Annotated in this window: 13 protein-coding genes; 7 read left to right on the top strand and 6 right to left on the bottom strand. The window is 64.5% G+C overall.

What is annotated here, in order from left to right; all coding sequences use genetic code 11:
• The first annotated feature begins 1 nt into the window (after window position 1).
• Window positions 2-370: a GntR family transcriptional regulator gene (locus QM588_RS09495; RefSeq protein WP_027496064.1), complete on the top strand. Its 369-nt coding sequence runs from the start codon at window positions 2-4 to the stop codon at window positions 368-370.
• Between the two features lie 69 nt (window positions 371-439).
• On the top strand, window positions 440-862 hold the full coding sequence (locus QM588_RS09500) for a DoxX family protein (RefSeq protein WP_283312777.1): 423 nt from the start codon (window positions 440-442) through the stop codon (window positions 860-862).
• Between the two features lie 24 nt (window positions 863-886).
• On the opposite strand, the gene QM588_RS09505 is transcribed toward QM588_RS09500, so the two are convergent.
• Window positions 887-2,398, bottom strand: coding sequence for a dolichyl-phosphate-mannose--protein mannosyltransferase (locus QM588_RS09505; RefSeq protein ID WP_027496066.1), 1,512 nt, complete (start codon window positions 2,396-2,398; stop codon window positions 887-889).
• Between the two features lie 107 nt (window positions 2,399-2,505).
• Between QM588_RS09505 and rsmI the strand changes: the two genes are divergently transcribed.
• Complete coding sequence (gene rsmI, locus QM588_RS09510) at window positions 2,506-3,330, top strand: 16S rRNA (cytidine(1402)-2'-O)-methyltransferase (RefSeq protein ID WP_283312778.1); 825 nt, start codon at window positions 2,506-2,508, stop codon at window positions 3,328-3,330.
• Window positions 3,331-3,333: 3 nt separating this feature from the next.
• On the opposite strand, the gene QM588_RS09515 is transcribed toward rsmI, so the two are convergent.
• On the bottom strand, window positions 3,334-3,762 hold the full coding sequence (locus tag QM588_RS09515; RefSeq protein ID WP_283312779.1) for an SRPBCC family protein: 429 nt from the start codon (window positions 3,760-3,762) through the stop codon (window positions 3,334-3,336).
• 14 nt (window positions 3,763-3,776) lie between these two features.
• Entirely contained in the window at window positions 3,777-4,781 is a 1,005-nt protein-coding gene (locus QM588_RS09520) for an alpha/beta hydrolase (protein WP_283312781.1), read from the bottom strand.
• A 186-nt stretch (window positions 4,782-4,967) separates the two neighbouring features.
• On the opposite strand from QM588_RS09520, the gene QM588_RS09525 reads away from it, so the two are divergent.
• Window positions 4,968-6,347, top strand: coding sequence for a WS/DGAT/MGAT family O-acyltransferase (locus QM588_RS09525; RefSeq protein WP_283312782.1), 1,380 nt, complete (start codon window positions 4,968-4,970; stop codon window positions 6,345-6,347).
• Window positions 6,348-6,407: 60 nt separating this feature from the next.
• Here QM588_RS09525 and metG read toward each other — a convergent pair whose 3' ends face one another.
• Window positions 6,408-7,952 (bottom strand): methionine--tRNA ligase, encoded by a 1,545-nt coding sequence (gene metG / locus QM588_RS09530; RefSeq protein WP_283312783.1) that lies wholly within the window; start codon window positions 7,950-7,952, stop codon window positions 6,408-6,410.
• 21 nt (window positions 7,953-7,973) lie between these two features.
• On the opposite strand from metG, the gene QM588_RS09535 reads away from it, so the two are divergent.
• The 3 genes from QM588_RS09535 (at window position 7,974) to rsmA (ending at window position 10,935) form a co-directional block, all read left to right on the top strand.
• On the top strand, window positions 7,974-8,801 hold the full coding sequence (locus QM588_RS09535; protein ID WP_283312784.1) for a TatD family hydrolase: 828 nt from the start codon (window positions 7,974-7,976) through the stop codon (window positions 8,799-8,801).
• 102 nt (window positions 8,802-8,903) lie between these two features.
• The gene (locus QM588_RS09540; protein WP_283312786.1) at window positions 8,904-10,031 is read left to right on the top strand and encodes a resuscitation-promoting factor; all 1,128 of its coding nucleotides are present in this window, start codon (window positions 8,904-8,906) and stop codon (window positions 10,029-10,031) included.
• 28 nt (window positions 10,032-10,059) lie between these two features.
• Window positions 10,060-10,935 carry a 16S rRNA (adenine(1518)-N(6)/adenine(1519)-N(6))-dimethyltransferase RsmA gene (rsmA, locus tag QM588_RS09545; protein ID WP_032390826.1) on the top strand — a complete coding sequence of 292 codons (876 nt, stop codon included), beginning with the start codon at window positions 10,060-10,062 and terminating at the stop codon, window positions 10,933-10,935.
• A gap of 10 nt (window positions 10,936-10,945) precedes the next feature.
• On the opposite strand, the gene QM588_RS09550 is transcribed toward rsmA, so the two are convergent.
• Window positions 10,946-11,761, bottom strand: coding sequence for a DNA/RNA non-specific endonuclease (locus tag QM588_RS09550; RefSeq protein ID WP_283312787.1), 816 nt, complete (start codon window positions 11,759-11,761; stop codon window positions 10,946-10,948).
• 12 nt (window positions 11,762-11,773) lie between these two features.
• A complete protein-coding gene (locus QM588_RS09555; RefSeq protein ID WP_283312788.1) occupies window positions 11,774-12,763 on the bottom strand; it encodes a helix-turn-helix transcriptional regulator in 990 nt (329 codons plus the stop codon).
• Window positions 12,764-13,006 lie beyond the last annotated feature (243 nt).

The raw sequence follows: 13,006 nt of genomic DNA on the forward strand, positions 1-13,006 counted from the left end.
TGTGCGCGTAAGCATCGATCCGTCGAACACGACCCCGGTGTTCGAGCAATTGCGGATGCAGATTCTGGGATTGGTGCGGTCCGGGGATCTCATCGCCGGAACCAAGATTCCTACGGTTCGCGGGTTGGCCGAAGAGTTGAAGATCGCGCCGAACACGGTGGCGAAGACCTATCGGGAGCTCGAACAGCAGGGAATCATCGAGACGCGGGGCAGGTCCGGTTCGTTCGTCGCATCCGGTGGCGATCCGTCGCGAGATATTGCAGCCAGGGCGGCAACGGAATTCGTACGGGCCGTCAGATCTATCGGTCTCGACGACGACCAGGCGAGAACGTTCCTCGAAGCTGCTCTGAAAGGGGCAGGCGGCCGGTAAGTTGACGCTTCAACCTCCTTCTGTCAGGGTGGTGCTGCCCATTCAGCCGCGCCAGAAGGATGCCTATCAATGAACTCAACACTCGTCCGTGACGCCGTCGCCCTCGTAGCCCGTATCGGCCTGGGAGTCGTCTTCATCGCCCACGGGTGGCAGAAGCTCAACACCTACGGCCTCGACGGCACTGCAGCCAGTTTCGAAACGATGAACATTCCGGTGCCCACGGCGTCTGCCTACTTCGCAACGTTCGTCGAGCTCATCGGCGGCGGCGCACTGGTTCTCGGCATTTTCACTCCGATCGCCGGTCTGCTGCTGTTCGTCGACATGTTGGGAGCTGCATTCCTCGTCCACTTCGAGAACGGGGTCTTCGCAACAGAAAACGGCTACGAGCTCGTTGTCGCTCTCGGGGTAGGCGCACTCATGCTCGCGGCGTTCGGTGCCGGTCGCATCAGCATCGACGGAATCACCAAGGGCAAGACCGCAATTCTGCAGTAGTCGGTAGCGAGCCGGGTGGGGCGCTCAGCGCCAGCTCGGTAACCACAATTGTTCCTGCCACATCTGCGGGGTGATCGGCATCGCGGTGAGGATCGGCCACAGCCACACGAAGTTGGCGATCACCACCGCGATGTACAGGCACACCAAGAGCAGTCCGGTGCCGCGTCTCTCGGCCGAGGCGCTCGCTTTTCCGATGATGTCGCCCAGCACCAGTGCGAAGCCCATCACCATGAACGGCGCGAGCGCCACCGCATAGAAGTAGTACATCTGCCGGTCGAGGGTCGCGAACCAGGGCAACAGTGCGGCACCGTATCCGACGAGAACTGTGGCGTAACGCCAATCTCGTCGTACGAGAACGGACCACAGCGTCCAGGCGAGCATCGGTAATGCCAACCACCACATCGCGGGCGTACCGATCAGCATGATCGCCTTCACGCACGACGACGCCGAACAACCCGACACGCTCTCGCCGTCGGCGAAGTAGTACAGCATGGGGCGTAGGCCCATCGGCCACGTCCACGGCTTGGATTCCCACGGGTGCCGATTGCCTGCCGAATTGGTCAGTCCCTCATGAAAATCGAGCACACTGCCGCTGTAGTACCAGAGCGACCGCAGTGCACCGGGGACGAAGGAGAACGGTCCGCCGAACCCGATGCCGTTGCCCACCTCGTGCCGGTCGACACCGGTCTCGGAGGTGAACCACGCCCAATACGTCATCAGGTACACGGCGATCGGAACGATCACCAGCGCGTACAGCGCGGGTCCGATGTCGCGCACTGCCGTTCCCCGCCACGGTCGGCGCACCCCGTACGAGCGACGAGCAGCCAGGTCGAACGCCACGCTCAGCAAGCCGAAGAACGCGATGAAGTACAGACCCGACCACTTGGTGCCGCATGCCAGGCCCAGCATGATGCCGGCCCCGAAACGCCACCACCGCACACCCATTCGAGGGCCGAGGTCGCTGACGTCCATGCGGCCCTCGGCTCGCACCGTCCACAATCGCTTTCGCACGTCGTCGCGGTCTACCACCAGGCAACCCAGAGCAGCGGTGACGAACAGGGCCAGAAAGATGTCCAGCATGCCGATACGGCTGCTGACGAACGTGACACCGTCGACGATGAGCAGGATTCCGGCGATCGCACCGATGAGCGTCGAGTGGGTGAGGCGTCGGACGATGCGAATCACCAGCAGTACCAACAGCGTTCCTGCAACCGCGGACGAAAAACGCCATCCCCAACCGTTGTAGCCGAACAACGCCTCGCCGACGGCGATCAGCTGCTTGCCGACCGGCGGGTGCACCACCAGTCCGTAGGCCGGATTGTCCTCGAGCCCGCCGCCGGTGAGCACCTGATAACCCTGCGGTGCGTAGTGCTTCTCGTCGAACACCGGCGTTCCGGCGTCGGTGGGGTAGCGCAACATCGTGAAGCGCGTGATCGCACAGATGGCGGTGACGACGAGGGTGACGATCCAACCGCGTCGTACATCGGTGTCGTGGAACCAGTCGCGCGCGGCAACGGTTGGCCCGGGACTGACCATCGACCGGTCGCCGGAGCGCTCAGAGGTCAGCAAGGTCACGTACCGATCGTAGGCGGTGTTCCGGAGCGGGCGGCAGGCCGCTGCACCGCATGGGAGACACTGGAGACATGCTCATCCTTGCTGCCACCCCGATGGGCGACGTCGGAGACGCCTCGCAGCGCCTGCGCGATGCCCTCGGCAGTGCCGATATCGTGGCCGCCGAAGACACCCGACGTACCAAACAACTGGCATCCTCGCTCGGCGTTGCGATCGGGGGCAGGGTCGTCAGTTTCTACGACCAGGTCGAAACGGCGCGGCTACCCGCGCTGGTCGAGGCCGTCACCGAGGGAAAGACCGTGCTGCTGGTGACCGACGCAGGCATGCCGTCGGTGAGCGATCCGGGCTACCGGTTGGTCGCAGCCTGCGTCGATGCCGACCTGCCGGTGACCTGCCTGCCCGGCCCGTCCGCCGTCACGACCGCGCTGGCGCTGTCGGGGCTACCGGTCGAACGGTTCTGCTTCGACGGGTTCGCCCCGCGCAAGCAGGGACAGCGGCGTACCTATTTTCAGTCGGTGCTCGCCGAACCGCGCACCATCGTCTTCTTCGAGGCCCCGCATCGGCTCGTCGCGTGTCTCGAGGACGCCGTGCACGTTCTCGGTCCCGCTCGCCGCGCTGCGGTGTGCCGAGAGCTCACCAAGACCTACGAGGAGGTCCGCCGCGGCGGCCTGGGGGAGCTGCTCGACTGGGCACGTGACGGAGTCCGCGGTGAGATCACCGTCGTACTCGAAGGAGCAGTCGCCATCGCCGAGGAACCCGAGGATCTCGTCGCCGAGGTGGAATCGCTCGTGGCGTCGGGCATGCGTTTGAAGGACGCCTGCGCTCAGGTGGCCGTCGCAGGCGTGTCCAAACGCGAGGTGTACGAGGCCGTTCTCGCTGCCCGCAAGGACCAGTGACGCTCAGCCCACCACGTGCTGGCGTAGCCCTTCGGTCGCTGCTTCGAGAATGGTCTTGGTGCCCTTCTTCACGAGGAAGCCGGGCAGGGGAGCCTTCGGGTCGACGGTCAGCTCGAATTCGACGTGCGTCCCGTTATCCTTGGGCGTCAACGTGTATCGGCCTTCCTGAGCCTTCTGCTGGGTGCTCTCCACCAAGCTCCACGACACCTCGTTCTCGCTCCAGGTGTACTGGACCAACTGCTCGTCGTTGATACCGATGATCGAGACCTTCATCTTGACGTGGTTCGGCCGACCGTCGTCGAAGCGGTCGACCACCTCGCACTTCTTGTGCACGGGAGACCACGACGGGATGCCTTCGACATCGGCGAGGACGTCGAGAATTGTCGCTGCGTCCGCCTCGATGTCGACGGACTTGTTCACTGTGACTGCCATGGGGAGAAGGTATCTCAGCTTTCTGTACGGGGGCTGACGTTGCGGGCGAACTCGCCGATGGCGCGTAGTGCGCGTCGGGCTTCGGGGACGAAGTCGGCTGCCTGGAACACGTGCACCTGATCCTCGAAGACCTGGAGTTCGCAATCGACTCCGGCAACGGCGAGGCGCTGAGCCATGAGTTCGGCGTCGGCATAGACCATTTCGGTCGATCCGACCTGGATCAGCACGGGCGGCAGGCCGGCGAGATCGCCGTCGACCGGTGAGACCCGTGGGCCGCGTTCACCTTCGACGACGATGCGGGCGTCGACACGATCGGCGAGCGCGGTCAGCGCAGGAACGGCATTGGACGGGAACACCGAACACTTGCCGGCGTTCTCGTGGGTGAGCTTGCCGGTGGGGTCCATGTCGGTCAGTGGCGACATCGTGAAGATCCCGGCCGGTGCGGGCAGGCCGACGGTCCGCAGCGCCAGGGTGACCATGAAAGCGAGATATCCGCCCGCCGAATCCCCGCCCATGAGGATCTGGTCCGGGCGGTAGCCGGAATCGAGGAGGAAGCGGTAGGCGTCGACCCCGTCCTCGACGGCGTGCGAGATCGGGTTGCGCGGCATCATGCGGTAATTCACCGACAGGACTGCGCCGTCGACGCTCTTGGAGACCCGTGAGGTCATCCGCCGATGCGTCCGCAGTCCGCAGCAGACGAAGGCACCGCCGTGCATGTAGAGAACGACACGATCGTTTCCACTGCCTTCGGCACGAATCCACTCGGCCTCGCACTCGGAGAGCATGACGCGACTGCGGGTGGTGCCGCTGATCTGGGGGACGAGCAGACCCGCGTAGTCGACCAAACCCATCGGCCACGGCAGTGACGGTGCCTGCGCCCACACCGTCAGGAACGGCCGCACGGTGAACTGCAGGTACTTGGACAGGATCTGCGACTGCAGACTTGCTCCGCGGATATCGCGGCGGCGCGCAGTGGCTGCCGCCTCGGACGTTTTCACTACGGTGAGCGCCGGATTCATAGCCGTCGCCTCCATCCCCGTTGGCTGTGCAGGGCGCGTGTGCGCCGTGCGTCGGATCCCCGTTCTGTTTGGAACCCCTCGTAACGGACAATAGCGGGTGGGATTTCGTGAGCGCACGTAAGGTCGTGTTCTGAGTCACATTCGGTGCCGTAACGTGACATGAAACAAAGGGGAGAAGGACAGCTCATGGCACTCATGCCCATCACCGAATCGATGTTTCTGATAGCCGAATCACGGGAGCACCCGATGCACGTGGGCGGGCTGCAACTGTTCGTTCCCCCGGGCGATCCGCACGAGTTCGCGCAGGAGGTGCACCACAAGTTCACCACCGGTGAGGTGCACGAGTTGTTCCGCAAGCGGCCTGCCCGGCCCGTGCAGATCATGGGAAACCTGGCGTGGGCCTACGACCCTGATGTCGACTTCGAGTACCACGTCCGACGTGCCGTGTTGCCCTCGCCGGGACGCATCCGTGAGTTGTTCCAGTTCTTGTCTCTGAATCACAGTGCACCGTTGGATCGGTACCGACCGATGTGGGAACTGCACATCATCGAGGGGCTGGCCGACGGACGAATTGCGTTGTACACCAAGATGCATCACTCCTTGGTCGACGGCGTCAGCGCTCTCAAGCTGTCTATGCGCACGCTCACCGACGATCCGGAAGATCGCAACGGGGTCGCCACCTGGGACCCGTCGTTGTTCCGTAAGCGCGCGAAGCAGGCCGACGCCGAGCAGCCCGGGCGGTTGGCGCAGCTCGGTAGCGGGCTCTCGATGGGACGCAAGATTGCCGGCGACCTGGTCGATTTTGCGCCGGCATCCGCTCGAATCGGGTTGCGCGCGTTGAAGAAACAGGGTGCACAGCTACCGCTGCAGGCTCCGCGGACGATGTTCAACGTGCCGATCGGTGGAGCCCGCCGGTTCGCCGCCGAGAGTTGGTCGATCGAGCGAATTCGCAAGGTCGGCACGGCGCTCGACGCCACGCTCAACGACATGGTGCTCGCGATGTGCGCCGGAGCGTTGCGCGCGTATCTCATCGATCAGAACGCGTTGCCCGAGGAGCCCTTGATCGCCATGGTTCCGGTATCTCTCCGCAAGGAGGGCGACAGCAAGGACGCGGGTAACTCCGTGACGACCATCCTGTGCAATCTGGGAACCGACGAATCCGATCCGTTGCTCCGTCTCGAACGCATCAAGCAGTCCACCGTCCGAGGGAAGCAGATGATGGGTGAGCTCAACACCCTCGAGGCTCTTGCCGTCGGCGCAATCACCATGGCCCCGTTGCTGTTCGGGCCAGTACCGGGATTCGTCGACTACACCCCGCCGCCGTTCAACGTCATCATCTCCAACGTGCCGGGGTCCAAGGAGGATCTGTACTGGAACGGCGCGAAACTCGACGGCATCTACCCGGCGTCGATCGTGGCCGATGGGCAGGCGCTCAACATCACCGTCGCCAGCAACGGCGACTCGTTGAACTTCGGGCTCATCGGCTGCCGACGCAGTGTGCCGCACCTCCAGCGGATGCTGACGCATCTCGAGAACACGTTGGAGGAGCTCGAGAAAGCGGTGTAGCCGCATGTGAGTGGAACTTCGTAGTGGGCTACGAAGTTCCACTCACATGCGCGGAGCGCTCTACTCGTACTTGGGGAACACCGGCGTCGGGGCCGGGAGAGCGGTTTCGGGCACCGAACGTGTTGCGATGTCCGCGAATTCGCGGTTCGATGCCCCGAGCAGGTCGAGGATGCGCGACGCGGAATCGGGCATGACGGGCTGAGTCAGGATGCTCACGATGCGCAGCACCTCGATCGTCACGTACAGCACGGTGGCCATGCGATCGGGGTCGGTCTTGCGCAGCACCCATGGCTGTTGCAGCGAGAAGTAGCGGTTCGTCTCGCCGAGTACCGACCAGATCGCTTCGAGCGCGGAATGGATTGCCTGCACGTCGAATTCGCGGCGGCAGATCTCCAGCAGCGCGTCCGCGCGGGCCAGCATCGCCTCGTCCTCGGCGGTGAACGCACCCGGTGTCGGAAGCTTTCCCTCCAGGTTCTTGGCCACCATCGTCAACGAACGCTGCGCGAGGTTGCCCAGTTCGTTGGACAGATCGGCGTTGACGCGGGCAACGATCGCCTCGTGGCTGTAGCTGCCGTCCTGCCCGAACGAGACCTCGCGGAGGAAGAAGAAGCGCACCGGATCGAGGCCGTAGTTCTCCACCAACGAGTCGGGAGTCAGAACGTTGCCCAGAGACTTGGACATCTTCTCGCCCTTGACATTCAAGAACCCGTGCACGAACACCCGCTTGGGCAACTCGATGCCTGCCGACATCAGGAACGCCGGCCAGTAGACGGTGTGGAATCTCGTGATGTCCTTGCCGATGACATGCAGATCGGCGGGCCAGAACTTCCGGTACGCCTCCGAGTCGGTCTCGGGGAAACCCGCACCGGTCAGGTAGTTGGTCAACGCGTCGACCCACACGTACATCACGTGCGCGGGATCGCCGGGTACCGGCACACCCCAGTCGAAGGTGGTCCGGGAGATCGAGAGGTCGCGCAGACCGCCCTTGACGAAGTTGACGATCTCGTTGCGGCGCGTGTTCGGCGCAATGAAATCGGGCGACGCGTCGTACATCTCGAGCAGCTTGTCCTGGTACTGCGAGAGCCGGAAGAAGTACGACGACTCCTCGGTCCATTCGACCGGCGTGTTCGTCTCGGTCGCGACGCGGGAGCCGTCTTCGTTCAGGGTGGTCTCGGCCTCGGTGTAGAACGCCTCGTCGCGGACCGAGTACCAGCCGGAGTACGAGTCGAGGTAGATGTCGCCGTTCGCTTCCATCCGCCGCCACAGTTCCTGGCTCGCGGCGTGGTGGTCGGCATCGGTGGTGCGGATGAAGCGACCGTAGGAGCTCTGCAGCAGATCGTGAGCCGCCTGGAAGGCGTCGGAATTGCGCGCTGCGAGCTCGCGGACGTCGATGCCCTCGTTCTGCGCGGTCTGCTGCATCTTGAGGCCGTGCTCGTCGGTTCCCGTCAGAAAACGCACGTCGTAGCCGTCGAGGCGCTTGAAGCGCGCGATCGTGTCGGTGGCGATGTACTCGTACGCGTGCCCGATGTGGGGTGCTCCGTTGGGGTACGCGATTGCCGTGGTGACGTAGAAGGGTGGCCGTGAGGCATCAGCTGGCGCAGTCATGGTGCGCCTACTCTATCCAGCGTGAGTAGAGAACGTCCCGCGCCACCGTTGCCCGATGCCGTCGGCACCCTCGTCGACGCCCACACCCACCTCGATGCCTGCGGAGCGACAGATGCCGCGAGCGTGGCCGCGATCGTCGATCGCGCAGAGTCGGTGGGGGTCACCCGGGTGGTCACGATCGCCGACGACCTCGACGCCGCGCGCTTCGCCGTCGACGCTGCGTCCTGGGATCCGCGGGTGTGGGCGGCGGTCGCGATCCATCCCACCCGCGCGAACGTGCTCGACGACGCAGCGAAGGCCGAGATCGAACGACTCGCAACCGATCCCCGCGTGGTCGCCATCGGCGAAACGGGTCTTGACTACTACTGGCCCGGCAAGCTCGACGACTGTGCGACGGTCCCCGAGCAGCACGAGGGGTTTCGCTGGCACATCGATCTCGCCAAGCGCCTCGGGAAGCCGCTGATGATCCACAACCGCGAGGCCGACGAGGATCTGCTCGCGGTCCTGGTCGCCGAGGGCGCTCCGGAGACGGTGATCTTCCACTGCTTCTCCGGCGGACCCGAGACCGCCAAGGCCTGCGTCGACGCCGGTTACGTTCTCAGCTTCTCGGGGACGGTCAGCTTCAAGAACGCGCATGCGCTGCGTGAGGCCGCAGTGCTGGTGCCCGACGAGTTGGTGCTGGTGGAAACGGATGCTCCGTTTCTCACTCCGCATCCGTTTCGAGGTGCACCCAACGAGCCGTACTGCCTGCCGTACACCGCCCGGGCGCTGGCCGAGGTTCGTGGCCAGGACCCGGCCGAACTGGCGGCGCATGCGACGGCAAATGCCGAGCGGGTGTACGGGCTCTAGCTCCTTGGGTTGCGGCGGAGGTACTAATTCGTTACCGTACCGTGACCGAACTCGGGCGTTTCGACCCCGAAGTCACGCTTGCAAACGCCAGGAATACGAAACTTGTCGACTATCAGACGCCTCAACTCCGCTCGTTCGACCACGCTCTACCTGGTCATCGCGGCCCTGTTGATGACGCTGGTCGCCGGGGGCGTGATGGCGGTGAGCCGTCACAAAACCGTGACCATCGACGTCGACGGCGACATGATTTCGCTGAGCACGATGAAGACCGACGTCAACAGCGCTCTCGTCGATGCCGGCTATGCGCCGTCGGACAAGGATCTGGTCGTTCCCGCGCCCGACTCCGGGCTGAGCGACGGCGACACCGTCGTGCTGCGCCGCGCTCGCGAGATCACCCTGAACGTCGACGGCAAGCCGGAGGAGATCTGGACCACCGCGTTGACCGTCGAGGAAGCTCTGCAGCAGACGGGCCTCGCCGAGGACGTCCACGTGTCGGCGTCTCGCTCCGAGCGGTTGCCCCTCGACGGCACCGAACTGGACGTGGCCCTGCCCAAGCAGGTCTTGCTGGTCGACGGAGGCAGTCCGGCAACGCCGATGACGCTCGCCGCTCCGACCGTGCGCGACTTCCTCGAAGCAGCGGGCAAGCCGTTGGAAGAGGCAGACACCGTGTCACCGGACCCGGATGCCGCCGTCACCGACGGTGCCGAGATCGTCGTCACGCGCGACCGAACCGTCACCAAGACCGAGACCACCGACACCGATGCCCCGGAACAGCGCATCGAGGATCCGACGATGAACATGAGCAAGACCGTCGTCGAGAACCCCGGCGCTCCCGGTATCTCCGACATCACCTGGAAGATCAACATGGTCAACGGGGTCGAGGCCGGACGCGAGAAGGTCGACGAAGTGATCAAGGTGCCCGCGCAGCCCAAGACCGTTCGCGTCGGAGCCAAGCCCGGCACCGAGGTCCCACCCGTGGAGAACGGTGCGATCTGGGACGCGCTTGCTCAGTGTGAGGCAACCGGCAACTGGGCCATCAACACCGGCAACGGTTTCTACGGCGGCGTGCAGTTCGACCAGAACACCTGGGAACGCCAGGGCGGTCTCAAATACGCACCGCGCGCCGATCTCGCCACCCGCGAAGAACAGATCGCCATCGCATCGGTGACGCAGAAGTCGCAGGGCTGGGGCGCATGGCCGGCATGCACCTCGCGTCTGGGTTACCGCTGATCACCTGCCCGCCCGTAGAGTTCGCACCGTGTCCGAACATGTGAGGGGAGCTGCGGCTCTGCTCGGTCCTGCCGAAGTCCGCTCTCTCGCTGCCGAGCTCGACGTGCGACCCACCAAACAACTCGGCCAGAACTTCGTGCACGACGCCAACACCGTGCGACGCATCGTCGCCTCCGCCGGTGTCGGACCTCAGGACACCGTCCTCGAAGTCGGTCCCGGCCTCGGATCGTTGACTCTCGCTCTGCTCGATGTGGCCGACGGGGTCGTCGCGGTCGAGATCGACCCCAAGCTCGCGACCCGCTTGCCCATCACAGTGGCCGACCGCGCCCCCACCCTTGCCGAACGGTTGACGGTCATCGAAGCCGACGCGTTGCGCGTACGGGCCGAGGACATTCCTGGACACCCGACGGCATTGGTGGCGAACCTGCCGTACAACGTCGCGGTGCCGGTGCTGATCCACCTGTTCTCGGAGCTACCCAGCCTTCGAGTCGCCGTGGTGATGGTCCAGGCCGAGGTCGCCGATCGCCTCGCCGCAGTACCGGGAAGCAAGATCTACGGCATTCCCAGCGTCAAGGCCCGATTCTTCGGGGACGTCAAACGGGCCGGGGCAGTAGGCCGTTCGGTGTTCTGGCCGGTTCCCAAAGTGGAATCGGGGCTGGTGCGCATCGATCGATACGCCGAGCCGCCGTGGCCGACCGACACTGCACACCGGAAGTCGGTCTTCGCCGTCATCGACGCCGCATTCGCCCAGCGCCGCAAGACATTACGAGCCGCCCTCGCAGGGTGGGCAGGTTCACCCGTCGCCGCCGAGCGCAGACTCCGCGAGGCCGGAATCGATCCCACGGCCCGCGGCGAAACGATCGACGCGGCAGCGTTCGTTCGCCTGGCGGCTACCGAGGCCTGACGTCTCGTCCTTACAGGTGAATGTCCGACAGTCGGGTCAGTTCGGTCCACTTCGACGCCTCGGCGCGTGCCGCCGCGACAGGTGCGTACCGGTCGGCCTCGGTGAGACTTCCCAGCTCCAAGCCGGTCGCCGACGCGATGTCTGCTACCGGAACCTGATACGTGCGGTACGGGCCGAGCGGTGGGGGATCGGTCTCGACCCGAAGCGGCTTGTCGAGAATCGGGTCGAGTGACGGCGACTGATCGAGCACGTATCCGGTGGATGCCGGTGCCGAATCCTGGGACCATGCGGCAATCTTGAAGAAGCGACGCGGTATGGCAATGCCTCGGTAGATCGGATCGTCGTCGGCGAAGATGCAGCCACTGAACACCGAGAGTCGTTGCCCGTACTGCTCGGCATGGCCCAGTACGTAATCCTCGAGCCCCAGCCACAGAGTTTTCGATTGGTTCAGAGTGGCCGTCTGCGGAGCGCACACCGTGTAGTGGAAGGTATCCGCATTGGCACGCGTCGCGACCGACAGCTCGCCCCACACCGGATCTCGTCGGCGAACGAGATGTCCACGGTCGAGGTCGTTGTTCGAGTACAACTCGTTACCCGCCTGCTGCGACGCCGGAAGTCGCTCGTCCAGACGCCAATCATCGCCTCGCTCGACATCTTTGAGGCTCGCGCCGTCGATGTTCACGCCGGTGACCGCCGCCAGGCGTCGGACGGGATCGATCGACACCGAGAAATGCGTGTACGGAAGAACCACCAGGCCTGCCCGACTCGGCAGCGGAACGTCGATGTCGGCCAGGAAGGTCGGGTCGAAACCGAGTGGGGTCGTCATGGACCCATTGACTCACGCGTCGGTTACCGGAGGGTGAACCGCGGCGAGGTATCGCTCGGTCAGTCTCGCGTGCCGCTCGGCGACCACGCGGCATTCCTCCTTCAGTTCCGGCGGGTCGAGCACGGTGAAGTCGGTGTCGAAGGCAGCCAGCCAGCGGGCAATAGACGGTAATGAGTCTCCCGAGAGCACCACCGCACACGAGGTGTCGTCGATGGATTCGATTGCGCCCCATTGCTCGTCGACCATCGGGGCGATCGTCTCGATCGGCGCATGCAAGCGAATGCGCGCCTGAACCTGGGTGAACGCGCGATCGATTCCCTTCGAGACGAACGCCGCCGCCCCGCCTGCAGGCAACTCTCGCGGGGTGAACCGAGGACCCGTCGGAATCTTCGGAATTAGGCGATCCACTCGATACGATCGCCAATCCTGGCGCAGCACATCCCAACCCAGCAAATACCACCGCGCTCCCGCACGCACCAGGCTGTAGGGTTCCACCTCACGTCGGGACTCGGAACCGTCGTGCTTGCGGTAATCGAATCGCAGCCGTTCGTGCCCGTGACACACCGCAGCCACCGTCGACAGCACAGAGGCGTCCACCGCAGACCGCGACGTCTGTTCCACCACGTCGATACGGAGGGCATCGAGCCGATGCCGGATACGCGACGGCATCACCTGCCTGAGCTTCGTCAACGCACGCAGCGACGCCTCCCCGATCCCCGCCACCGACCCACCAGCCGCCGACTGCAGACCGAACGCCACCGCCAAGGCCTCGTCGTCGTCGAGCAGTAGCGGGGGCATCTCGGCACCCGGCCCCAACTGATAGCCGCCGCCGACTCCCGGCGTCGCATTGACCGGGTAGCCGATGTCGCGCAGCTTGTCGACGTCGCGCCGCAGCGTCCGAGGCGTCACGTCGAGCCGGTCCGCCAGCTCTGCACCCGCCCAATCGCGCCGGGTCTGCAGAAGCGACAACAGCCGCAACAGCCGAGCCGAGGTTTCCTTCATATCCACACAATGCCACCGAATGCGGACATCTTCGGTCCTCTTTGTGCTTTTTTGCCGCCACCGAAGTCCACTCAACGTGACATCGACCCCCGAAAAGTCCACTCAACGTTACATTGACACCCGAAAGTGCTCGATGGTCGTTCCGCAGGCTGCACTCCAGTCCACTCAACGTGACATTGAGTACCCCCAGGTGAGCGGTTCGATGGTGAACCCAGCCCCTGTTTCTCCACTACTGTGGTTAAA

The organism is Rhodococcus sp. IEGM 1354 (assembly GCF_030056855.1).
GTDB lineage: Bacteria > Actinomycetota > Actinomycetes > Mycobacteriales > Mycobacteriaceae > Rhodococcoides.